20 protein-coding genes are annotated in these 23717 nt (G+C 62.9%); 9 read left to right on the top strand and 11 right to left on the bottom strand.

The genetic code is table 11. The annotated features are described in order from the left end of the window. Positions 1–57: 57 nt before the first annotated feature. The 3 genes from C2H86_RS11415 to C2H86_RS11405 all read left to right on the top strand — a co-directional run bounded on the left by C2H86_RS11415 (position 58) and on the right by C2H86_RS11405 (position 4533). Complete coding sequence (locus C2H86_RS11415) at positions 58–1995, top strand: GGDEF domain-containing protein (protein ID WP_159412630.1); 1938 nt, start codon at positions 58–60, stop codon at positions 1993–1995. Between the two features lie 59 nt (positions 1996–2054). After that, positions 2055–2831 carry an N-acetylmuramoyl-L-alanine amidase gene (locus C2H86_RS11410; RefSeq protein ID WP_159412629.1) on the top strand — a complete coding sequence of 259 codons (777 nt, stop codon included), beginning with the start codon at positions 2055–2057 and terminating at the stop codon, positions 2829–2831. 82 nt (positions 2832–2913) lie between these two features. Continuing rightward, entirely contained in the window at positions 2914–4533 is a 1620-nt protein-coding gene (locus tag C2H86_RS11405; protein ID WP_159412628.1) for an EAL domain-containing protein, read from the top strand. Positions 4534–4545: 12 nt separating this feature from the next. Here C2H86_RS11405 and C2H86_RS11400 read toward each other — a convergent pair whose 3' ends face one another. Together C2H86_RS11400 and algB are read right to left on the bottom strand one after the other, a co-directional pair. Continuing rightward, positions 4546–6312 carry a KinB sensor domain-containing domain gene (locus C2H86_RS11400; RefSeq protein ID WP_159412627.1) on the bottom strand — a complete coding sequence of 589 codons (1767 nt, stop codon included), beginning with the start codon at positions 6310–6312 and terminating at the stop codon, positions 4546–4548. A gap of 8 nt (positions 6313–6320) precedes the next feature. After that, positions 6321–7667, bottom strand: a complete 1347-nt coding sequence (gene algB, locus C2H86_RS11395; RefSeq protein ID WP_159412626.1) for a sigma-54-dependent response regulator transcription factor AlgB — start codon at positions 7665–7667, stop codon at positions 6321–6323. Positions 7668–7877: 210 nt separating this feature from the next. Here algB and C2H86_RS11390 point away from each other — a divergent pair, with 210 nt between their 5' ends. The 6 genes from C2H86_RS11390 (at position 7878) to C2H86_RS11365 (ending at position 13395) form a co-directional block, all read left to right on the top strand. Then, complete coding sequence (locus C2H86_RS11390; protein ID WP_159412625.1) at positions 7878–8699, top strand: BON domain-containing protein; 822 nt, start codon at positions 7878–7880, stop codon at positions 8697–8699. A gap of 177 nt (positions 8700–8876) precedes the next feature. Beyond that, positions 8877–9170 carry a hypothetical protein gene (locus tag C2H86_RS11385; RefSeq protein WP_159412624.1) on the top strand — a complete coding sequence of 98 codons (294 nt, stop codon included), beginning with the start codon at positions 8877–8879 and terminating at the stop codon, positions 9168–9170. 42 nt (positions 9171–9212) lie between these two features. Then, entirely contained in the window at positions 9213–9374 is a 162-nt protein-coding gene (locus C2H86_RS11380) for a DUF1328 domain-containing protein (protein WP_103448315.1), read from the top strand. 2 nt (positions 9375–9376) lie between these two features. Next, on the top strand, positions 9377–9850 hold the full coding sequence (locus C2H86_RS11375) for an inhibitor of vertebrate lysozyme family protein (protein WP_159412623.1): 474 nt from the start codon (positions 9377–9379) through the stop codon (positions 9848–9850). A 729-nt stretch (positions 9851–10579) separates the two neighbouring features. Further along, positions 10580–11908: a glutamate/aspartate:proton symporter GltP gene (gltP, locus tag C2H86_RS11370; RefSeq protein WP_159412622.1), complete on the top strand. Its 1329-nt coding sequence runs from the start codon at positions 10580–10582 to the stop codon at positions 11906–11908. Positions 11909–12165: 257 nt separating this feature from the next. Then, positions 12166–13395: a nucleoside recognition domain-containing protein gene (locus C2H86_RS11365; protein ID WP_110639527.1), complete on the top strand. Its 1230-nt coding sequence runs from the start codon at positions 12166–12168 to the stop codon at positions 13393–13395. On the opposite strand, the gene C2H86_RS11360 is transcribed toward C2H86_RS11365, so the two are convergent. The 9 genes from C2H86_RS11360 to C2H86_RS11320 all read right to left on the bottom strand — a co-directional run bounded on the left by C2H86_RS11360 (position 13377) and on the right by C2H86_RS11320 (position 23573). Continuing rightward, positions 13377–14000, bottom strand: a complete 624-nt coding sequence (locus C2H86_RS11360; protein WP_159412621.1) for an ABC-type transport auxiliary lipoprotein family protein — start codon at positions 13998–14000, stop codon at positions 13377–13379. The two genes, C2H86_RS11365 and C2H86_RS11360, sit on opposite strands and share 19 nt — an antisense overlap. Then, positions 13997–14935, bottom strand: a complete 939-nt coding sequence (locus C2H86_RS11355; protein ID WP_159412620.1) for an MlaD family protein — start codon at positions 14933–14935, stop codon at positions 13997–13999. Before C2H86_RS11355 ends, C2H86_RS11360 begins: the two co-directional genes overlap by 4 nt. 3 nt (positions 14936–14938) lie before the next feature. Beyond that, positions 14939–15730 (bottom strand): ABC transporter ATP-binding protein, encoded by a 792-nt coding sequence (locus C2H86_RS11350; RefSeq protein ID WP_159412619.1) that lies wholly within the window; start codon positions 15728–15730, stop codon positions 14939–14941. Next, on the bottom strand, positions 15727–16860 hold the full coding sequence (locus tag C2H86_RS11345; protein WP_159412618.1) for an ABC transporter permease: 1134 nt from the start codon (positions 16858–16860) through the stop codon (positions 15727–15729). The genes C2H86_RS11350 and C2H86_RS11345 overlap by 4 nt, the downstream gene beginning before the upstream one ends. 80 nt (positions 16861–16940) lie before the next feature. Continuing rightward, complete coding sequence (locus C2H86_RS11340) at positions 16941–17963, bottom strand: DUF5924 family protein (RefSeq protein ID WP_103448307.1); 1023 nt, start codon at positions 17961–17963, stop codon at positions 16941–16943. A 137-nt stretch (positions 17964–18100) separates the two neighbouring features. Beyond that, the gene (locus C2H86_RS11335) at positions 18101–19507 is read right to left on the bottom strand and encodes a M16 family metallopeptidase (protein ID WP_159412617.1); all 1407 of its coding nucleotides are present in this window, start codon (positions 19505–19507) and stop codon (positions 18101–18103) included. Between the two features lie 30 nt (positions 19508–19537). Next, the gene (locus C2H86_RS11330) at positions 19538–21196 is read right to left on the bottom strand and encodes a Na/Pi cotransporter family protein (protein WP_159412616.1); all 1659 of its coding nucleotides are present in this window, start codon (positions 21194–21196) and stop codon (positions 19538–19540) included. A 228-nt stretch (positions 21197–21424) separates the two neighbouring features. Next, a complete protein-coding gene (locus tag C2H86_RS11325) occupies positions 21425–22195 on the bottom strand; it encodes a TerC family protein (RefSeq protein ID WP_159412615.1) in 771 nt (256 codons plus the stop codon). Between the two features lie 70 nt (positions 22196–22265). Next, a complete protein-coding gene (locus C2H86_RS11320) occupies positions 22266–23573 on the bottom strand; it encodes a CitMHS family transporter (RefSeq protein WP_159412614.1) in 1308 nt (435 codons plus the stop codon). Positions 23574–23717: the final 144 nt, after the last annotated feature.

Genomic DNA, 23717 nt, shown 5'->3' with positions numbered 1-23717 from the left:
CGCCGACAGCGTGTAATTACACAGCCCACAGATGCATTACCCGTCGCGGATCCAGGCATGACCGAAGAAGCCGAGCGCTGGAAAGAAAAATACCTTAAAAGCATCGAACAGCAGGAAAAGCTCGAACGCCGCTGGAACGCGCGCCTCGACCTGCTGCGCCGTGGCCTGGTGCGCAGCACTCTGGCGGCCGAAGGCAGCGACAAGGTCGTCGACCAGTACATGAAGGAAATGCGCGAGGTCATCCGCAGCGACAACATGGACGCCGGCCTGGCCGGGTTGATCCCGCGCTTGGAAAAGGCGGTGTTGGACTCCGAGCAGCGCCGGGAAACCCGCATGAATCAGGTCAGTGATGCCCTGAATGCGCTGGTTACCCAGCTTCAAGGCTTGCCGCTGCCCGGTGAAGTTGCCCGGCCGCTGAAAAAGCTGGCGAAGAAGCTCGATGGTGGGGTCGCCCAGTCACGTGAGTTGCCGCCGCTGCTGGGTGAGCTCAGTGGCCTGCAAGGTCGAGCCCTTTCATCCCTGAGCAAGCCGGATGACGAGGCCCGTCCTGGCTTCCTGCAGCGCCTGTTCGGTAACCGCGACAACGAGCCCCAGCCAGAGACCGCTGAGTCTGCGCAACCTGCGCCTGAAGTTGCGCCGGCCGAAGCCAAGCCGCAGCCGGATGGGCCTGTGCTGGTGGACTTGCCGCCGCGTGATGCGGACGAGCTGCAACCTCTGGCTGCCGCCGCGCCTGCCCCGGAGCCTGAGGAAGCTGCGCAGCCGGAGTTGATTGCACAGCCACATACCGTTGAACAACCGGTAGTGGTCCAGCCTGAAGCTGAGCTGCAGGCCGATGAAGCTCCCGACCTGCAGGAACAGCCTGAGCAGCCGACAGTCCCGGTGCCGGCGACACTCGAAGAAGTATTCGGTGAGGACGGCCCCTACTCCCTTCCCGATGCGGTGGAGCCGCCGTACAGCCAGGTCGCAGCGCACATCGAACAGACTCTGATCGGCCTGCTCGACGACCTCAGCCTGCCGGAACGCCACAAGGCCCAGGCCCTGGAAATGCGCGAGCGGGTGGCACGCGGGCTGAACTGGTACGAACTGATCCCGGTCCTCGATGACCTGGCCGTGCTCATGCTGGCGATCACCGACAGCGGGCAGCACGAATTCGAAACTTACCTTCAGCAGCTCAACGAACGCCTCGACAGCTTCCAGAGCCACCTGCACGAAGCCAGCGCCGGCCATGCCGACAACAGTTCCGCCGCGCGCGAGCTGGACAGCCAGCTGCGCGAACAGGTCGATGGTCTGCAAAGCAGCGTGCAGGGCGCCGTGGATGTGGACAGCCTCAAGCACATCCTGGAAAACCGCCTGGAAACACTGCTTGGCACCATGGACGAGCACCAGCATGAGCGTGACCGCCGCGAGCAGGAGCTTGCCGGGCGCCTGCAGGGCCTGGCCGAGCGGGTCGCGAGCATGGAGCAGGAAGCGCTTGGCTATCGTGAACACCTGGAGGAACAGCGGCAGAAGGCGTTGATCGACCCGCTGACGGGCTTGCCCAATCGCGCGGCCTGGACCGAGCAGGTGGAGCGCGAAATGCTCGACTGGCAGGAAAGCGGTGGTCACCTGGCCATGGCAATTCTCGATCTGGACCATTTCAAGCGCATCAATGACAGTTACGGTCACCTGGCCGGCGACAAGGTGCTGAAGATCGTTGCCGACCAGCTGCGCAAGCGCCTGCGCGCACGTGATTTCATCGCCCGGTTCGGCGGCGAAGAGTTCGTGCTGTTGCTGCCGCAGACGTCTCCTGCAGCCGCTGCCCAGGTTGCTGAAGCGCTACGCGCGGCGATCGAGGCCTGTCCCTTCCACTTCAAGGGCGAGCGCGTGGTAATCACCACCTCTATCGGATTGAGTGCCTTCCGCTCAGGCGAGCGTGGCGACCAAGTGCTGAAACGGGCTGACGCTGCACTCTATCGGGCCAAGGACTCTGGAAGAAACCGGGTGGAGCAAGGATAAGTCTGATACGTCAGTATCCGTTATCCTATTGCATTACCAACATTGCCTTGGCTTTTCCCATGAAAGCGTTGCTATCCGCATTGCTGCTTTTGACGTTGGCCGGTTGCTCGACCGGCCTGCACATCGACCGCAGCCACCCTTCGGCCAACCAGGACAACCGTATCCAGTTCGTCGTCCTGCACTATACCAATGCCTCGCTGGAACGTTCGCTGGCGTTGTTGACCCATGGTGAAGTCAGCGCTCATTACCTCATCGGCGATGGTCCGGGCACCATCTATCAACTGGTCGACGAGAACCGTCGCGCCTGGCATGCCGGTGACAGCCAGTGGCAGGGGCGCACCTGGCTGAACTCCAGCTCCATCGGCATCGAGATCGTCAACCCAGGGTTCGACGATACGGCCAATGGCCGCGTCTGGTACCCCTACAGCGAGGCGCAGATCCAGTCGTTGATCGCTTTGCTCAAGGACATCGTCAAGCGCAACAACATCGAGCCGCGGCACATCATCGGGCACAGCGACATCGCCCCTGCGCGCAAGCTCGACCCTGGTCCGTTGTTCCCCTGGAAGCGTCTGGCGGATGCAGGTCTCGGCGTCTGGCCTGAAGCCAATGCCGTAGCGCGCCAGCAGGCCTATTTCAACGTCAACCCACCGACCATCGGCTGGTACCAGCAGGAACTGGCGCGCTTTGGCTATGCCATCGAGCAGACCGGGCAGCTCGATGTGGCCACGCGGAACGTCATCGCCGCCTTCCAGATGCACTTCCGCCCGCAGCGTTTCGACGGCACGCCGGACGCGCAGACCGCAGCCATGCTATCGGTGCTCAACCGCATGCGTTAAAGAGAGTTGCATTCGGGCGCCAAACGGCAGAGCCGATTCTCATTCCAGTTGCTATACCTTGTTAATCAACTGGATGCTGCCCATGTCTGCCCTGATTTCTGCATTGCGCCAATTTTTTTACCGCCCCTGGATGCTGGCCTCCCTGGCAGCGTTGGCCAGCGCCGCAGTATTGCTGACCGCCAGCATCGGTATTGCGCTGCAGCAGATGAAGGAAAGCGAGAGCGCGCAGATGAACGCCCAGGGTGAGCGCTTTCTCGACCGCCTGGAGCAGGTGTTCGGCCAGCTGCGCGAGGGTGTCGACGAACTGCAGGCGCAGTCGCTGCGTGGCTGCAGCCCGGCGATGATCTCGGTGTTGCAGCAAGTCGGCCTGGGTTCGCGCTTCATCTATGAAGCAGCCTATGTGGATGCCAATGTCGCCTGCTCCAACCGTGGTGGGGCCAGGGCTTTCGTGCCAACGCGCGCGCCGGATATTCAAGGCCCGACCTATAGCTACTGGCTCAATACCACTACTGAGCCGAACGAAAACCTCGCTGCATTGATGCTGGCGCGGGGTAACTTCCTGGTTTCCACCTCACGCGGGCACCTGACCGATGTGGTCGACCTGCCACCGGGCGGCAGCTTGCTGGTAGTGCTGGATAACGGCACTCGTGCAATCCCTGTGCTGGGCCCCCCCCAGGCTTGGCCGCCGACTAGTGGCTGGCCACCACCCAGCCAGAAGGCCTTGTTCGAGCTGCGCGATCGGTTGGTCTATCGCATGCCGACCAAGTCGCCGGACTACCAACTGGTGCTGATCGCACCGCGGGCCAGCCTGCCTTTACGCATGAACGGTATGCTCTGGCTGCTGTTCCCGGGCAGCGTGCTGGCGGCCTGCTGTATCGGCTGGCTGGTGCTGCAGCTGATCCTGCAGCGGCGTTCGATGAGTTCCGAACTGCAGAATGCCCTGCGTCGGGGCGAGCTGCAGGTGCTGTATCAGCCGATCATCGAGCTCGACAGCCGTCGCTGTGTCGGTGCCGAGGCCCTGGTGCGCTGGCGGCGCCCGGACGGTTCACTGACCAGCCCGGATCTGTTCATTCCACTGGCGGAAAACACCGGGCAGATCCGCCAGATCACCGATTTCGTGCTGCAACGTGTGCTTGAGCAGCTGGGCCAGCTGCTGCGCTCACATCGCAATCTTTATATCTCGGTGAACCTGGCTGCCTGCGACGTGATGGTGCCGCGCATTGGCCGGGTGGCAGCGCGGCTGCTGGCGCTTCATCGCGTCGCGGCCAGCCAGATTGCCTTTGAAGTCACCGAACGCGGTCTGATCGATGTGGTGGTGGCGCGGGATAACCTGCAAGCCCTGCGTGCGGTCGGGCACCAGGTGCTGATCGACGATTTCGGCACGGGCTATTGCAGCCTCGCCTACCTGCAGACCTTGCCGGTGGACTGCCTGAAGATCGACAAGGCGTTCATCGACGCCCTGGGGCACGACGCCGCCAGCAGCGGGGTAGCGCCGCACATCATTCGCATGGCCCATGACCTGCACCTGCGAGTGATTGCCGAAGGCATCGAGTGCGAGGCGCAGGCGGTGCTGCTCAACAGCGAGGGCGTGAATTATGGGCAGGGCTGGCTGTTTGCCCATCCGCTCAATGCCCGGCAGTTCGCCGAGCTGGTAACCCGTGGCCGGCAACCACGGAGGGCGCGGATCGATGATGAGCCGTGAGCGCGGGTAAAGTCAGGCTGGCAGGGCCATGTAGAACTGTGTGCCCTGCCCTGGCCGGGAAAACACGCCCATGCGCCCGCCATGCAACTGTACGATCTCCTTGCACAGTGCCAGCCCCAACCCGGCGCCTCCTTTCTTGCGCCCCACCTGTACGAACGGCTCGAAGATCCGCCCCTGCTGCCCGTAGGCAATGCCTTCACCATTGTCCTCGACACTGATGATTACCCGCTCCGCGTGCCGCCGCGCATGCAGGCGGATACGCCCGCCACTGGCGGTATGGCGGATGGCGTTGTGCAGAAGGTTGTCCAACACCCGGTCGAGTTGCGCGACGTCGGCCTGGATACGCGGCAGCGGCGGCTCCAGGGCCTTGATCAGCTCGATCCGCTTGTTGGCGGCCTGTTCGCTGAAGCGTGCCTGCGCCCTGTCGAGCAGTTCATCGATGGCGCATGGGGCAAGCTCGAGCTTCTGCAGGCCGCTCTGGTAGCGCGAGAAGTTGAGCAGGTCGTTGATCAGTTGGGTCAGGCGCTGCATTTCTTCGCCGATGGTCTCCAGCAGATCGCTTTCGCGAGCCTCGGGCGGGAACTTCAAGCGCTCGCGTAGCAGGCCGAATGCCATGTGCATGCCTGTCACCGGTGTGCGCAATTCATGGGACGCACGCAACACGAACTCACTGCGCACACGTTCGAAGGCGCGTTGCTCGGTGACATCGTGCAAGACCATCACCGCGCCCAGAATCGGCCCTTGCGGATGACTGACGGGGGTCAGGCTATAGGTCAGCAGGCGAGATTCTTCATCAACCTCAATGCTCAGGTCTTCCGGTGGCCGATCCAGGCTGCCGCCGCGCAGTACCTGGCGCAACTGTTGCTCCAGCTCCGGGCGCTGCAGGGCCTCGGCCAGGCCACTGCCGACCCGGCTGTCGCTCCAGCCCAGCTGCCGCTGGGCGACCGGGTTGAGGTGCTCGAGATGCCCTTGGCGGTCGATGATCAGCAAACCATCGTCGATGCTGTCGAGCACAGCCTGCAGCCGCTGCTGGCCCGCCAGCAGTTCATCGACATTGGTTGCCTGGTGCTTGCGCAGGGCATCGGCCATCAGCCCGAAGCGGCGGGTCAGCTGGTTCAGCTCGATGGCCTGGGTGACCGGCAAGGTGATTTCGAAATCACCCTGGCCGAGCTGGTCGGCGGCCTTGGCCAGCGCTTCGATCGGCTGGCCGAAGCGGCGGGCGATGTTGTGCGCGGTGATGAATCCGAGCACCAGCACCACCAGGCCCATCAGGCCGAGTACCCCACTGACCAGCAAGGCGCGGTCACGAGTGTGCTCTTCGCTGCGGGTCATGAAGTCGAGGGCTTGCTTGTGCGAATCGATCAGGTCGGTACGCACTTGGTTGAATGCCGCGCCCAGTGGTTGTTCCATGCCCATGCTGCGGGCCGGCGTCGGGCTGTCGCGATAAGCCTGGATGAAGGCCTGGTAGTTGCTGCTGGCCTTACTGAAGCCGGTGCGTTCACCCCCTTGCGCCAGCCCCTGGTTGAGTAGCTCCTGAAAATTGTCCTGCAGGGGGCGCAGGTTGTCCTGAGTGGTGTCTTCGTCCAGTAGCAGGGTCAGTTGTTCGCCGAGGTTCTGCCGAAGCTTCAGGCCCACTTCCAGCGCGTTGGTGGTTTCGCGCACTGACTGTTGCTGCACCGTGGCCATCTGCAGCACGCTCACCAACCCCAGCAACAAGCCCAGCAGGGCCACGGTCACCAGGGCCGAGATACTGAGGAACAGCCGCGTGCGCAGCTTCATTGGCAGCCTCACAGGTTGTACTGCTTGCGCTTGCGGTAGAGCGTGGAGGCGTCGATGCCGAGGGTCTTGGCAGCTTGATCGAGGGTGTCGCTGGTGGCCAGCACGGCGCCGATGTGCGCGCGTTCCAGCTCGTCCAGGCTCATGGCTGCGCCTACCTTGGGCGCGCTGCCTGCCGGTTGTTCGCCCATTCCCAGGTGGCTGATTTCCACACGCTCCTGCGGGCAGATGATGCTGGCGCGCTCGATCACGTTGCGCAGTTCGCGGATGTTGCCCGGCCAGCGGTAGTTGAGCAGCGCGCTGCGCGCCTCGTCGCTGAAGCCACGGGCCGGGCGGGAGTATTCCTTGACGAAGCGGGCCAGGAAGCGGTCGGCCAGGGTCAGGATGTCCTCGCTGCGCTCGCGCAGCGGCGGCAGGTGCAGGGTAATGACGTTGAGGCGGTACAGCAGGTCTTCGCGGAAGCGGTTCTCGCGCACCATGTCATCAAGGTTGAGGTTGGTCGCGGCGAGAATGCGCACGTCGGCGCGGCGGGTGACCGGGTCGCCTACCCGCTCGTACTCCTTGTCCTGGATGAATCGCAGCAGCTTGGGCTGCAAGGTCAGGGGGAAATCGCCGATTTCATCGAGGAACAGCGTGCCGCCGTCCGCCTGGTTGACGCGACCCAGAGTGCTTTCGCTGGCACCGGTAAATGCCCCGCGGGTATGGCCGAACAATTCACTCTCCATCAGCTCGGCGTTCAGCGATGGGCAGTTGATGGTCACGCAGGCTTTGCGTGCCCGCTTGCTCCAGCCGTGGATGGCACGGGCCAGCTCGCCCTTGCCGGTACCCGACTCACCGAGAATGAGGATGTTGGCATCGGTACTGGCCACCTGGCGGGCGGTTTCCAGCACGGCCATCATCGCCGGGCTGTGTGAGTCGAGTCCGTCCTTGGGTTTGCGCACTTCGCCTTCAAGGGCCTCCAGGCGCGCCGACAGTTGACGGACTTCCAGCTGCTTGGCGGTGGCCAGGCGCAGCTGGTCGGGGCTGCAGGGTTTGACCAGGTAATCGGCGGCGCCGGCCTGGATGGCATCGACGGCGGTGTCGATCGCCGAATGCGCGGTGACGATCACCACGCGCATCCAGGGGGCCTGAATACGCATCTGCGCCAGCACATCGAGACCATTGTCCTCGCCCAGGCGCAGGTCGAGGAAGCACAGGTCGAACACCTGGCGCTGCAGCAATGCGTCCGCCTGCGCAGCACTGTTGGCCGTGGCCACGCTGTAGCCTTCGTCTTCAAGGCAGTAGCGGAAGGTGCGCAGGATCGCGGACTCGTCATCCACCAGCAGAATGCGGCCTTGGTTGTCCTGGGCTGACTCCATTTCCTGCGCTCCTTCGGATAGTTCTTCAATTAGTGTGGGAAAAATCGGGCAAGTTGCACGGTCAATTGTGAAGGAATCTGTCCTTTGCATGCTAGCCAATGGCCAAACGGGACCGTGATGCCGGATATCTCGATGATTTTCTTAGAGCTGCGCGCTGGCACATTGGTTGCGACGATTTTCTGCTTTTGCCAACTAAAAGGAGGTACACCCGTGTCCCTTACCATCCGAATGGCCGTGTTGTCGGCCACCCTGCTGTCCGTTTGCACAGCTGCGTCAGCCGACCCTGTTCAGGACGCCCGCCTGGAGGGCTCGCTGCAAACCGCGCTGGCCCTCAACCAGATGCTCAATCCGTTCCGCATCAAGGTCGAGGTCGATGGCCAGCAGGCTCGCCTTTCCGGTGAAGTCGAGAACGGCGTCGAGCGCGAGTTGGCCGAGCAGCTGGCCCTGGCCACACGCGGTATCGAGCAGGTCGACAACCAGTTGCGGGTCAACGCCGAACTGGTCGAGCGCCCGCTGGAGCTGCGTGCCTACGCCCAGCGGTTGGAGGATGCGACATTGGCGGCGGTGATCCGCGCCCGATTGTTGTGGAGCAAGGCCACGGAGAAATCACCTATCGAGGTGCAAAGCGAAAATGGCGTAGTGACATTGCGTGGAAAAGTCGACAGTGCCGAGGCCAAGGAGCTGGCAGGTGTGGTGGCGCGCACCACCGACGGCGTGCACCTGGTCAACAACCTCGTCAGCATGGATACCGCAGCCATGGCGAAGGCAAGGGAAACCCCCGTTGACGCTACGAGTGGGGCGCAGCCGAGCGACGGCTGGGTGGTTGACAAGATTCAGACCAGCTTCCGCTTCAGCCGCAATCTGGACGGCCTGAACATCAAGGTGGCCAGCGAACAAGGCATGGTCCGGCTGACCGGAGAGGTGGTCAGCAGCGAGCAGAAGACCATCGCCGTGGATATCGCGATGCAGATCATCGGTGTGCGGGGTGTCGACGCCGATCTGCTCAAAGTGGCAACCAAGGTCGAGGGCTGAATCGTGCAATTCGCACGACGCCAGCTGGGGCATCGTGCAGGATACGTCCTCAATGGTAGTGCGCCATGAATGTAACTGATTGATTTATAAGTATTTTATTTTAATTGCCGGGCTGGCATGCAGGCTGCAATTACTTGTTCAGGTTTGAACAGAAAAATTACAGCAGGAGAAGCCGGCATGAACCGCCCATCCGTCAACAGCTCGCTGAATGCCGCACTTCCTGTGCGCCAGTTCTTGATCCTTGGCATGGCGTTGCTGCTGACCTTGGCCGCTGGCCTCTTCTATTACAGCTGGCAGACCGCGCGCCTGGCCGATCAGGTGGCAGCGCAAACCGCGCTGCTGACGCAGATTCAGGCAAGCCGCGCCAACACCCTGGTAAAAGCCGCCGAACCTGCCGGGCAGCGGCCTGCCGCCAATACCTCTCCGGCCACTGTGGATAACGTCGCGCCCCAGCAGCGCTGGGTGTTCTGAGACGCTGGCCGGACCGATTTCAAAAAAGAAAGGAGAAGCATCATGCTTAGCTGGGCTGTCACTTTCCTCATCATCGCCATTGTTGCCGCTGTGCTCGGCTTCGGTGGTATCGCTGGCGCCGCTACGGGTATCGCGAAGATCCTGTTCATTGTCTTCCTGGTCCTGTTCGTAGCCTCCTTCTTCTTTGGACGTGGTCGAGGTTGAAAATGAGCAGGAAGCTATACGCAGCCCTGGCTGCTGCTGCCTTGATGTCGGGCGGTAGTGCAGCGGTGCTGGCGGCCAACGATGGCCAGGTCCGGGTCGAGCAGTTGCTCGGCTCGGACCCCGAATACCGGGAAACCTGGCAAGACACGATCAAGGGCGAGGAACGCTTGCCTGACTGGGTGATCAACCTGAGCGGCAGCGGCCAGGAGCAGATGTCAGCAGTGACCGAAGACGGCGACAAGTATCTGGTCGGCCCGCTGTGCGAGTCACCGCAGAACTGCACCTACAAGCGCCTGATCGTGGCGTTCAGCTGGGACAAGGACGACGCCTACGGGATGTTGGTGGAAGTACCCGAAGGCTTGCCGAGTGACAAATCGCCAACCCGCCACGCGCAGTACCGCTGGCTGGGTAAGCCGGACGACGGCATGAAGGCGATGTTGCAGGAGCAACTCAAGCGTGACCTGAATTGGTACTGACCAGCGGTCGCGCGCTGTCATGTAATGGAAGCGGAACCTTTTTATCTTTCTCGCTTCTATGATGCGCCGCCCCGAGGAGGGGCAGCGCATGACCAAGGGGCCGGGCTGTTCTGATTGTTGCAGGATCGGAGTGGCCTAGGGGTACAGGGAGTACCTCCAGCATTGGGCCGGGTCAGGAAAAGGCAGAATCGGAAGCTTCAGGTCGGGAGTGTCTGACAAACACCGCAACCGGGCCTGGCTTCCGAGGCGCCATCCCTCCTTTTGCTGATTCCTTTCAGGTTCTGACCTTCAAGACACATTTTGTCTTGACCGTACATCAAATTTTTTTCGGCCAATGCGCGTGCTGAACAAGTGACATTTCGGCCATTCGGATTGTCGAACAAGCCGTTTTCAACCCCGCCTACATACCGTCAAAACTGCCGAAATATGGCGGTTTGGCCTTGTTCGGATTTCCGAACGTTATAAATCAATGACTTACGTGTGGCGTATTTTGACCAGAATGCCTATGCCGTATCGGCATGGGGTATGCGTTTCCGGCATTAGATTTCAGCCTTCCCCATCGCAATAGTTGCCGCCTTTTTCGCTGGCCCGAGCGCCCTGTCGCTCGCTCGCGGTGTCCTTACACGAGGTCCCCGGACGGAAGCCAAAAGCTCCCCGTGACGTTGCCAACGGCTCTGTTACGCGCTTTTCCGGTCGGTACCCGTGACCACTAGAACAAAGGGTAAAGACATGAAGAAGGCAAAACTGAGCCTCGCCTGGCAGATCGTCATCGGTCTGCTCCTGGGCGTTGCAGTCGGCGCGCTGCTGAACCACTTCAGCGCGGAAAAGGCCTGGTGGATCAGCAACGTCCTCCAGCCCGCCGGTGACATCTTCATTCGCCTGATCAAGATGATCGTCGTCCCGATCGTGATTTCGTCGCTGATCGTGGGTATCGCCGGGGTTGGCGATGCGAAGAAACTGGGCAGCATCGGCCTGAAGACCATCCTCTACTTCGAGGTGGTGACTACCATCGCCATCGTTGTCGGCCTGGTGTTGGCCAACCTGTTCCACCCGGGCGCCGGTATCGACATGAGCACCCTGGGTACCGTCGACATCTCCAAGTACCAGGCCACCGCAGCCGAAGTGCAGCATGAACACGCGTTCATCGAGACCCTGCTCAACCTGATTCCGTCGAACATCTTCGCAGCGCTGATGCGTGGCGAAATGCTGCCGATCATCTTCTTCTCGGTGATGTTCGGCCTCGGACTGTCGAGCCTGCAGGCCGACTTGCGCGAGCCGCTGGTGCGTACCTTCCAGGCCGTGTCGGAAACCATGTTCAAGGTCACCCACATGATCATGAACTACGCCCCGATCGGCGTGTTCGCCCTGATCGCCGTGACCGTTGCCAACTTCGGCTTCAGCTCGCTGCTGCCGCTGGCCAAGCTGGTGCTGCTGGTGTACTTCGCCATCGCCTTCTTCGCCTTCATGGTGCTGGGCCTGGTGGCGCGCCTGTTCGGCTTCTCGGTGATCAAGATCATGCGCATCATGAAAGATGAGCTGATCCTCGCCTACTCCACCTCCAGCTCCGAGACCGTGCTGCCGCGCGTGATCGAGAAGATGGAGAAGTACGGTGCGCCGAAGTCGATCTGCTCGTTCGTGGTGCCGACCGGCTACTCGTTCAACCTCGACGGTTCGACCTTGTACCAGAGCATCGCGGCCATCTTCATCGCCCAGCTGTACGGCATCGACCTGTCCTGGAGCCAGCAGCTGCTGCTGGTGCTGACCCTGATGGTCACCTCCAAAGGCATCGCAGGTGTACCGGGCGTGTCCTTCGTGGTGCTGCTGGCGACTTTGGGCAGTGTGGGCATTCCGCTGGAAGGCCTGGCCTTCATCGCCGGTGTCGACCGCATCATGGACATGGCGCGTACCGCCCTGAACGTGATCGGCAACGCCCTGGCGGCCCTGGTGATTGCACGTTGGGAAGGCATGTACGACGCGGCCAAGGGCGAGAAGTACTACGCCTCGCTGATGGCAGACAAGCAGGAAGCTGCCTTGGTTGGCGAAGCCGCCAAGCGCTGAGCCTGAACGGCTGAACCAGAAAGCCCCGACCTGTCGGGGCTTTTTGTTGTCTGTGGATTTGTCCGGTCTGCTGGCCGGTTCGCGATCTCTGTGGGAGCGGGCTTGTCCCGCGAACACCGGCGAAGCCGGTGCCATACATCGCGTTGCCTGCTTCGCGGGACAAGCCCGCTCCCACAAGGTCCGTCGTCAGGCCAGGGGTCTGCAGCCAGGCGCCGCGATACGCTATCATTCGGGCATTTTTCAGGGGGAACACGCGGATGCTCAACGGCCTTTGGCTCGGCTTTTTCCTGGTGGCGGCTGTCTCCGCCCTGGCCCAATGGCTGGTCGGTGGCAATGCCGGCATCTTCGCCGCGATGGTCGAGAGTATCTTCGCCATGGCCAAGCTGTCGGTGGAGGTCATGGTCCTGCTGTTCGGCACCCTGACCCTGTGGCTGGGCTTTCTCAAGATCGCCGAAAAGGCCGGCATCGTCGAATGGCTGGCCAAGGTGCTCGGGCCGCTGTTCGCCCGCCTGATGCCGGAAGTACCACCCGGCCACCCGGCCCTGGGCCTGATCACCATGAACTTCGCCGCCAATGGCCTGGGCCTGGACAACGCCGCCACGCCGATCGGCCTCAAGGCCATGCGCGCGCTGCAGGAACTCAACCCCAGCAGCACCACGGCCAGCAACGCGCAGATCCTGTTCCTGGTGCTCAACGCCTCGTCGCTGACGCTGTTGCCGGTGACCATCTTCATGTACCGCGCCCAGCAAGGTGCCACCGACCCTACCCTGGTGTTCTTGCCGATCCTGCTGGCGACCAGTGCCTCGACCCTGGTCGGCCTGCTATCGGTGGCGGTGATGCAGCGCCTGCGCCTGTGGGACCCGGTGGTACTCGCCTACCTGATCCCCGGTGCGCTGCTGCTGGGCGGCTTCATGGCGTTCCTGGGCACCTTGTCGGCCGCAGCGCTGGCCAGCCTGTCGTCGATCCTCGGCAACCTGACGTTGTTCGGGGTGATCATCCTGTTCCTGGTGATCGGCGCGCTGAAGCGGGTGCAGGTGTACGAAACCTTCGTTGAAGGTGCCAAGGAAGGTTTCGATGTGGCCAAGAGCCTGCTGCCCTACCTGGTGGCAATGCTGGTGGCGGTGGGCGTGCTGCGCGCTTCGGGCGCACTCGAACTGGCCCTGGACGGCATCCGCCACGCGGTCAACTGGATGGGCCTGGATACCCGCTTCGTCGAGGGCCTGCCCACCGCGCTGGTCAAGCCGTTCTCGGGCAGTGCGGCGCGGGCCATGCTGATCGAGACCATGCAGACTCACGGCGTCGACAGCTTCCCGGCCTTGGTGGCCGCGACCATTCAGGGCAGCACCGAAACCACCTTCTACGTGGTGGCGGTGTATTTCGGCGCAGTCGGCATCCAGCGGGTGCGCCATGCCGTCGGCTGTGCCTTGCTGGCCGAGCTGTCCGGTGTAATCGCCGCCATCTGCGTCTGCTACTGGTTCTTTGCCTGAGCCAGCGCGCTCTGCGCCACGGTCCAGTTCACCACCTGCCCGGCCAGCTGATCGCTGGCCGCGCCAAAGCCGGCGACCACGGCTGACACCTGAGTATCTGCCAGTGGCTGGCGCACTTCGAAGCGCTTGCTGCTTAGGATGCGTTGGCTGCGGCCTTGCACCAGGCGTACGTCGTAGCGGATCACCACTTCCACCTTGCCCCCCGGTTGGTATTCGCTCTGGAACGCCTGCAGCTCGCCGCTCAGTTCGTAGTCGGCCTGCAGGTTGCTGTCGTCAGCACTCAGCCGCTGCACCCGGCCGTCACGCTGGAAACCATCGAGCAGGCGGTTGCGCACCAGCAACGGCACCGGGTCGCTCCAGCGGGCGCCCTTGTAGCTGCTGATCACATCGCCTTGAGGAATCACGGCGATTCGTGGCCCGGCCAGCACTTCGCTGGCCAGCGGCTTGTTCAGGCGCAGCGACCAGTCCACCGGGCTGGCAGCATGGCTGGCCTGGTTGACTGGCAGGCGGTAGGTATCCACCGGTTCGCTCTGCGGCAGGATCGAGCAAGCGCTGGCCAGGCTCAGGGTGGCTGCCAGGGCCAACAGGCGCAGCGATGGGGTCATGGCTGGAACTCCTTGTTGTTATCACGGCCAAGCAGGTAGCCGCTCGGGTCGGCCTCCAGGCGCCGGGAAATGCCCTTCAGCGAGTTGAGGGTTTCGCGCAGCTCGCGGATGGCCGGGGTCAGCTGGTTGAGCCCCTGGGCGCCGTCGTCGATGGACTGGCGGTTGTCCTGCAGCAGGCTGTTGAGGGTCGCGGCGCTTTCGGCCAGCGACTGCATGGCCTGCTCGGCGCTGCCAATGGCCTGTTTGCCCTGGGTGCCGAGCAGGCCGTTGGCGTTGCGCATCAGTGCCTGGGTTTCGGCCAGGGTGGCGTTGGCCTGCTTGCCGACCTGGGCCAGCTGGGCGATCGCCTCGCTGACACCGCCGTTCTGGTTGGCGAATGCGCTTGTGGTCTGGTCGAGGTTGGCCAGGGTGTTGCTCAGGTGCTCGATGTTGCTGTCCGAGAACATCTGCGTGGCGTTGTGCAGCAACAGGTTGATGTTGGTCACCAGGTCGCTGCTGTCGTTGAGCAGGCGGGAGATCGGCGACGGCGAGGCGACGATCACTGGCAGCTTGCCATCCTTGCCCTTGAGCTCCGGGCTGTGCGGAGTGCCGCCGGTGAGCTGGATGAACGAGTTGCCGGTGACCCCGGCCAGGGTCAGCTTGGCCTGGGTATCTTCCTTGACCGGGGTATCACCGCTCAGGCGCACACGGGCGAGCACCCGGCGTGGGTCCTTCGGGTCCAGGCGCAGGCTGGTGACATCGCCGACCTTGATGCCGTTGTATTGCACCGGGCTGCCGCGGGACAGGCCCGAGACCGCTTCGTTAAAGATCACTTCGTAATCCTTGAAGGCGTCGTCGACGCTGGACTTGGTCAGCCACAGGCCGAACAGCATGGCGCCGGCCACCACCAGAACGGTGACCAGGCCAATCAGGACGTGATGAGCTCGGGTTTCCATTGTTCAGCGCTCCTGCCCGGCGCTGGCGGCGGCGTGTTCGGCTGCGCGCCCGCGTGGGCCGTGAAAATATTCGTGGATCCAGGAGTCGTTGGTCTGCTCGACCTCGGCCAGGGGGCCTGCGACCAGTACTTTCTTCTGTGACAACACGGCGACGCGATCGGTGATGGTGTAGAGAGTGTCGAGATCGTGGGTGATCAGGAACACGCTCAGGCCCAGGGCGTCGCGCAGGGTCAGGATCAATTGGTCGAAGGCGGCGGCGCCGATCGGGTCGAGGCCGGCGGTGGGTTCGTCGAGGAACAGGATGTCCGGGTCCAGTGCCAGGGCGCGGGCCAGGGCTGCGCGCTTGATCATGCCGCCGGAGAGCGAGGCTGGGTACTTGTCGGCGGCGGAGATGGGCAGGCCGGCCAAGGCCAGCTTGACCCCGGCCAAATGCTCGGCATCGGCGCGCGACAGGCCGGCATGCTCGATCAGCGGCAGGGCGACGTTTTCAGTGACGGTCAACGACGAGAACAGTGCGCCTTTCTGGAACAGTACGCCAAAGCGGCGCTCGACCAGCGAACGTTGTTCCTCGCGCATCCCGGCCAGGTCTTCGCCGAATACCTTGACCTGCCCTTCGTTGGGGCGTCGCAGGCCGATGATGCTGCGCAGCAGCACCGACTTGCCGCTCCCCGATCCACCGACCACCGCGAGGATTTCGCCGCGGTACAAGTCCAGGTCGAGGTCCTGGTGCACCACCTGGCTGCCGAAGCGATTGCAGATGCCCCGCGCCTCGATTACCGCTTCCCGGCCACTCACCAGCCCATCTCCATGCAGAACAGAGCCGCCACCGCATCCAGCACGATGACCACGAAAATCGATTGCACCACGCTGGAGGTGGTGTGGGCACCGACCGATTCGGCGCTGCCGCTGACCTTGAAGCCTTCGAGGCAGCCGATGGCCGCGATCAGGAAGGCGAAGACCGGTGCCTTGGCCAGGCCGACCAGGAAGTGCTGCACGCCGATGTCGCTTTGCAGCAGTGACAGGAACATGGCCGGCGAGATGCCCAGTGACAGGGCGCAGACTACCGCACCCCCGACGATGCCGCAGATCATCGCGACGAAGGTCAGCAACGGCAGCGAGATCAGCAGCGCCAGTACCCGCGGCACCACCAGCAGTTCGATCGGGTTGAGGCCCAGGGTGCGGATGGCGTCGATCTCTTCATTGGCCTTCATCGAGCCGATCTGTGCGGTGAAGGCACTGGCAGTGCGCCCGGCCATGAGGATTGCGGTCAGCAGCACGGCGAATTCGCGCAGGAACGAGAAGGCCACCAGGTCGACGGTGAACACCGTTGCACCAAAATTGGCCAGCACCGTGGCACCGAGGAAGGCCACCACGGCGCCCACCAGGAAGGTCAGCAAGGCGATGATGGGGGCGGCGTCCAGCCCGGTCTGCTCGATGTGCGCGATCACCGGGGTGACGCGCCAGCGGTGTGGCTGCAGCAGGCGGCGTAGCAGGGTCTCGATGATCAGGCCGAGGAAGCCGAGCAACTGCATGGTGTCCTGCCACAGCGTGCCGACCGCGCAACCGATGCGCTCCAGCAGCACCAGCAGCACGTTGCGCTCGGGCTCCTTGATCGGGATGCAGTAGTCCTGCACCGAGCAGTAGACATTCTTGAGCAGGGCGCGGCTGGCTTCAGGCAGGCCGTGAGTGCAGTGCGAGAGGCGCTCGGAGCCTAGCAGCTCGGCCAGCAGCGAGGCACCGGCGGTGTCCAGGCGGCCCAGCTGGCTGAGGTCGACGGCGGTATCGGCGCCGTACTGCGTGCGCAGGCGTTCGCTGTCGCGCCTGAGGCTGGCGTAGTGGGCCAGGGTCCAGTCACCGGCAATCCGCAGGCAGGCCGGCTGGCAGCTGGTGTCCAGAGTGGCGCTGGGGGTGGTCATAGGCTCCATGCATCCGGCTGGGCTAGAGGCTGATCATAGCGCAGCGGGCATGGAGCGGTTTGTTGAATATGTGCTGTCCTTCGCCGCGGTCACGGCGCGGGCGCGTCGTCCACCACCTTGAAGCGCAGTACACCGATCACCTGGCCGTCTTCGGTCAGCACCCGAACTTGCCACTTGCCCACCGGGTTGGGCGGGAAGTTCTGCTTGTGGGTCCAGGCACGGTAGCCTTCCTTGCGCCCGCCGTGGATGTCCAAGGCAATGCGATCGACCTCCTGGCCGTCTTTCTGCCACACATGGTAGATGCGCTCGTCCAGGCCCCGCGGTGCATTGATCGCGGTATAGGCGTACAGGCCATTGCTGCGAATGCGGCTGGCTGCAATCTCCTCCAGCGATTCGCCGGGCTGACGATTGAGTACTTCGGTGCTCACCGCCACGTCTGTCATCCACAGCGTTGCCGGCGGCACCCACGAACGCAGCAACCAGCCACTACCGCCTACCGCCAGGGTCACCAGCACCAGTGCCACGCCGCGGCGCCAGGTGGTGACCGGGAAGCTGCTGAGCAGGCTCGGGAACGACAGCACCATGGCGGCAATCAACGCCAGCTTGAAGCTCTGTGCGGTGGTCAGGTGCAGGATGATTGGCAGCGCGGTGAGCAGCGCGGCGAACAGCGTCAGGGTGTGCATCGCAAGGAACAGCCAGCGCCGTGGCGCCAGCCATTTGTAGTACAGCGGGTCGATGATCGAGATGAGGCCGGCGGCGCCAAGCAGGCCGGTGAACACCAGCTGACCGCTGTTCCAGGTGGTGGTGATGAAGAAGAACGGCAAGACGAAGAACAGGCTTTCCTGGTGGATCATCTGCGTCGCGTAGCGCAGCAGCGGCTGTGGGATCTCGCGCTTGAAGGTGCGCGCGAACAGGCCGGTCAGGGTGTTTTCCAGCATCAGCCAGACCCAGCTGACCAGCATGATGATAGCGATCCAGCTGGCCAGGCTGGCCTGGCGATCGACCAGGATGAAGCTGCCGATGCCGGAGAGGAAACCTCCGAGCGCGATGACGCCGGGGTAGCGTTTGAGCAGCTCGATGACGCGCTGGACGAAGTGGGGTATTGGGGGCATGGTTCTGCAACAAGAATATGAAGTGGCTGTGCCAGCCTCTTCGCGGGGCAAGCCCGCTCCTACAGGAAATCACGTCCCCCTGTAGGAGCGGGCTTGCCCCGCGAAAGGACCGGTACTGGCAAAAGGATACCGCCGATTCACTGCTGCCGTGTAGCACCACTCGGTCGTTCCGGTTTGTGCCGTCGCCAGCGCAGCAGCCCCAGCGCCAGTATCAGCCCCAGCAACAAGGCAACCAGGCCATAAAGCTCGTCATACCCCAGGAACGGCTTTTCGATGCGAAGGTAACCCTGATCCTTGAGCAATTCCTTCAGGGCCGCGTTGGCCTCTTCCAGCGTCACCTGGCGCAACTTGCGCGCCGGGTCGGCAAAGCGGCCGTGGGTGTAGTCGTTCAGGGCCCCCCAGTAATAATCGGCCAGCGCACTGTTGCCCTGGGTGCTCCAGCTTTCCTTGGCCACGGCGGCATCCTTGATGCGGGCGAAGGTATCCGGGTCGAGGCCGTCCTTGCGCAAATGATCGAACAGCTGCTGCATCACCTTCACGGCTTGGTCGATATCATCGCGCTCAAGGTCGGCATTGAGGCTGAGCATGCCGCTGTCGCCAAAGCTTTCGCGTTGTACCGATGGCCCATACGACAGGCCGTTGCGCAGGCGCAGCTGGTCGTATACGGCCCAGTCGAGGTAGCGCGACAGCAGGTCAAGGGTCTGCTGATGGTCACTGTCCAGGACCGGCTCGATGAACAGCCAGTGCAACTTGACGCTGTCGCCCAGCAGGCCACGGGTCAGGTCGCGGCGCTGTTCGGCCTGCTGGCTGATACTTTCGAGGGTTCGCCGCTCTTCTGGCTCGGTGGCAGGCAATTCGCCGAAGGTGCGCTCCAGATAGGCCGGCAACAGGCGATCCAGGCCGCCTACCACGATCAGGGTCATGTTGTTGGCGGCGTACCAGTGATCACGCAGGGTTTTCACCTGCTCCAGGGTCATGTCCGCGACGTTGGAGCGTTCAGGGCATTTCAGGCCCAGCTCGGTGGCCAGTTGATCGCTGGCCGGGTGCCCGATGTCCTGGCGGTCGAGCCAGCGCTGCAGGTGGCCATAGTGGCCGCCATCCTCGCGCTCGATGATGCGCTTGGCCGTGGCCAGGGCCTTGGCGTCGATGCGCGTGTCGCGGACGATGGCCAGTAACAGGTCGAGTATCTTGCGTTGGTTACGTGCCGGCGCCTCGATGACGAAGGTGGTGTCGGCGCTGCTGGTGAAGGCGTTCCACTCGCCCCCCAGGCTCTGCAGGCGTTCTTCCAGGCCGCCTTCACCGGTCTCGTCGATGCCGGTGAACAGCAGGTGTTCGAGCAGGTGCGGCAACTCCTTCTGGTCGCAGTCGAAGTCATCCAGGCCAACGCCCACCACCAGGCGGATCGCCACATGGTCGCGCTCATAGCCGGACTTCAGGATCACCTGCAGCCCGTTGGGCAACAGGTAACCCTCGACCCGCGAGCGATCAAGGGCAAATGAGGGCAGGCTGCAGATCAGCAGGCAAACGAACATCAGGCAACGCATGGGCGAGCGACGGTCTCCAGGTGTGCGAGATCAGGACAAGTGGGCGTCTTCCGGGACGCTGTCGAGCAGCAGCCCGCCAGTGTCCGAGCCACCCAGTACCACATAGGCACTGCTGCAGAACAAAGAGTTCAACCGCTTCATGTCGGCGATCAGTTCCAAGTGTAGCGAACTCGTCTCGATACTTTGCACCACCTTACGTTGCAAACGGCTGACATGGGCATGCGCCAGGCGCCGTTCCTGGGCGCGGAAGCGGCGTTTTTCACGCAGCAGCAGGCGCGCGCTTTCGGGGTCGGCGCTGAGGAACACCGACAGCCCAAGGCGCAGATTGGCCAGCAACTGCTCCTGCAGCCCGGTGAGTTCTTCCAGGCCGACCTGGGAAAACTCCCGGCGCTGGCTGGTTTTCTGCTGCTGCACCTTGCGCAGCATGCGTTCGATCAGGTCACAGGCCAGCTTCAGGTTGATCGCCAGTTCGATGATTTCGGCCCAGCGCCGGTTGTCCTGGTCGCTGAGGTCTTCCCGTGGCATTTGCGCCAGGTACAGTTTGATCGCGCTGTACAGCGCTTCGGCATCCTCGCTCAAGGCCCGCACCTGCTGGGGCATGGCGGCCTGGGTGCCGCGCAGGGCGCCGAGCATGGCCTCCAGCAGGCTATCGACGATATCGCCCAGGCGCAGGGTCTCGCGGGCGGCGTTGGCCAGGGCCAGGCTAGGCGTGGTCAGCGCCGAGGCATCGAGATGTCGCGGGCGTATCTGGCCATTGCCGGTCTCGCGTTCGGGCAGCAGCGTGTTGCACAGGCGGCCCATGGGTTTGACCGTCGGCAGCATGATCAGGCAGCGCAGGGTGTTGTAGAGCAGGTGGAAACCGATCACCAGCTCCTGCGGGCTGAAGCTCAGGCTGTCCATCCACTCCACCAGCGGGTGCAGCACAGGGATGATCAGCAACAGGCCGATCAGCTTGTACAGCAAGCTGCCCAAGGCCACGCGACGGCCGGCAGCGTTCTGCATGCTGGTGCTGAGGAACGCCAGCAGGCCGCTGCCGATGTTGGCGCCGACTACCAGGCCAATGGCCACAGGCAAACTGATCACCTCGGCGCCGGCCAAGGTGGCGGTGAGCAGCACGGCGGCCAGGCTGGAATACGAGATCATGGCGAACAGAGCGCCGACCAGGGCGTCGAGGAGAATGTCGCCGGTCAATGAGGCGAACAGCACTTTCACCCCTTGCGCATGGGTGATCGGCGTCGCCGCCTGCACGATCAGCTCCAGCGCCAGGATGATCAGGCCCAGGCCGATTGCCACGCGGCCCAGCTGGCCGGCGCGGGTCTGCTTGCGCGAGAGGAAAAAGATCACCCCGAGGAATACCAGTAGCGGCGACAACCATGACAGGTCCAGCGTCAGTACCCGGGCCATCAGCGCGGTGCCGACGTCGGCACCAAGCATGATCGCCAGGGCCGGGGTCATGGCCATCAGGCCTTGGCCGACGAAAGAAGTGACCAGCATGGCGGTTGCGTTGCTGCTTTGCACCACGGCGGTGACGACGATGCCGGCGATGAACGCCAGCGGTCGACGGTTCATGTTCTGGCTGAGTACCCGGCGCAGGTTGGAGCCGAACACCCTGAGGATGCCGGTACGGACGATATGCGTGCCCCATACCAGCAGGGTCACGGCGGAAAGCAGGTTGAGCAGGGTCAACATGGTCGAGCCCCCCATTGTTATCGGGCTCCAGTGGCGGAGCCAAAAAAAGTGAAGCCGTAAGCCTGGCCCGGGGGTGGGTGTTTTGATCCAGTGCTTACTCAAGCTTTAGTTGTTTTGCGGACCTCGCGCCAGCTTGGCACGCTCTGAAGGCATTTGAAATGTTTCTGTCATGAAAGCCTGTCCATGAAAAAGGGCCCCGGAGGGCCCTTTCTTGAACGCATCCTGATCTTATTGACCCGGAATATCCTTGCGCAGTTTCACCGGGTCGTGCTCCTTGCCCTGCTTGCGCGCCATGGCGGTGCGCATGCGGATGTTGATCGCCTCCACGGCCAGCGAGAAGGCCATGGCGAAGTACACATAGCCCTTCGGCACATGCACGTCGAAAGATTCGGCGATCAGCACGGTACCCACGACGATCAGGAAGGAAAGTGCAAGCATCTTCAGCGACGGGTGCTTGTCGATGAAGTCGCTGATGGCACCGGCGCAGGCCATCATCACCAGCACCGCGACGACGATCGCGGCAATCATCACCGGCACGTGGGAGACCATGCCGACGGCCGTGATCACCGAGTCCAGCGAGAACACGATGTCGATGATGGCGATCTGGATGATGGTGTAGAAGAACTTGCCGCCAGCGCCCTTGGGTTCGTCTGCGCTTTCGTCCTCGCCTTCCAGGCCGTGATAGATCTCCTGCGAGCTTTTCCAGAGCAGGAACAGGCCGCCGCAGAACAGGATCAGGTCACGACCGGAAATGCCCTGGCCAAACACCACGAACAGGTCTGCGGTCAGGCGCATGACCCAGGTGATCGACAGCAGCAGCATGATGCGGGTGACCATGGCCAGGGCCAGGCCGAAGATCCGGGTACGTGGCTGCATGTGCTTGGGCATGCGGCTGACCAGGATCGAGATCATGATGATGTTGTCGATCCCGAGGACGATCTCAAGCGCTGTGAGGGTAAAAAAGGCAACCCAGATTTCCGGGCTGGTCAGCCATTCCATGTGTATTCCTTCAAACGATAAAGGCGATGCACCCCTTCAGGGGCGCATCGCGTTGGGTGATGCGTGTTAATTAAAGACTACTGAACAGCGGGAAAATGCCCATCAGCAGCGCGGCGAACATTATGCATAGGCATACCAGCACTGCCCACTTGAGCGTGAAACGCTGGTGGTCGCCGAACTCGATACCGGCCAGGGCCACGAGCAGGTAGGTCGAAGGTACCAGTGGGCTGAGCAGGTGTACCGGCTGGCCGACAATCGAGGCACGGGCCATTTCCACCGGGCTGATGCCGTAATGGCTGGCCGCTTCCGACAGCACCGGCAGCACGCCGTAGTAGAAGGCATCGTTGGACATGAAGAAGGTGAACGGCATGCTCACGATTGCGGTGATCACCGCCAGGTACGGGCCTAATGCTTCAGGGATGACTGCCAGCAGGCTCTTGGACATGGCCTCGACCATGCCGGTGCCGGACAGGATGCCGGTGAAGATGCCCGCAGCGAAGATAAGCCCGGTCACGGCCAGCACGCTGCCGGCGTGAGCGGCGATGCGGTCTTTCTGCTGCTGCAGGCAGGGGTAGTTGACGATCATGGCGATGCTGAAGGCGATCATGAACAGTACCGGCAGCGGCAGCACGCCAGCGATCAGCGCGACCATCAGGGCTGCGGTCAGGGCACCGTTGAAGTAGAGCAGCTTGGGACGGCGTGCGTCCGGGAACTGCGACACGCTGATTTCGCTGTGGTCGATGTCATCGGTCGGCAGGTGCAGTTCACCCAGGCGGGCACGTTCGCGCTTGCCGTACATATAGGCGATGGCAAGGATCGCCAGCACGCCGAAGACCATGGCCGGGATCATTGGCACGAAGATGTCCGACGGGTCTACGTGCAGGGCGCTGGCAGCACGAGCGGTCGGGCCACCCCACGGGGTCATGTTCATCACCCCGCCGGCGAGGATGATCAGGCCAGCCATGATCCGCGGGCTCATGCCCAGGCGGCTGTACAGCGGCAGCATGGCAGCGCAGCAGATCATGTAGGTGGTGGCGCCGTCACCGTCGAGCGAGACCACCAGAGCCAGCACCGCGGTACCGACCGAGACTTTCAGCGGGTCGCCCTTGACCAGCTTGAGGATCTTGCGCACGGCCGGGTCGAACAGGCCAGAGTCGATCATCAGGGCGAAGTAGAGGATGGCGAACATTAGCATCACGCCGGTGGGCGCGAGCTTGCTGATGCCCTCGAGCATCATAGGGCCGATCTTGGCGGAAAAGCCGCCGAACAGGGCGAACAGGATCGGTACCAGGATCAGCGCGATCAAGGCCGACAGGCGCTTGGTCATGATCAGGTACATGAAGGTGATGACCATGGCAAAGCCGAGGAAGGTCAGCATGGCAATACTCCAGGCGTGGCGCGGCGAAAGGACTGTCGATTCGGCGGATCAGCGCGTGTGGCGCTGCACGGGGAGCATCGGTCGGGGGGCTGTATAAAGGCGGGCGCAGGAATACATCAGAATCACCATTGTTGTTGTTGATGG

Source organism: Pseudomonas putida, assembly GCF_009883635.2.
Classification (GTDB): Bacteria; Pseudomonadota; Gammaproteobacteria; order Pseudomonadales; family Pseudomonadaceae; genus Aquipseudomonas; species Aquipseudomonas putida_W.
The sequence above is the reverse complement of the archived record's forward strand: the minus strand, read 5'-3'. Positions and strand labels throughout refer to the sequence as shown.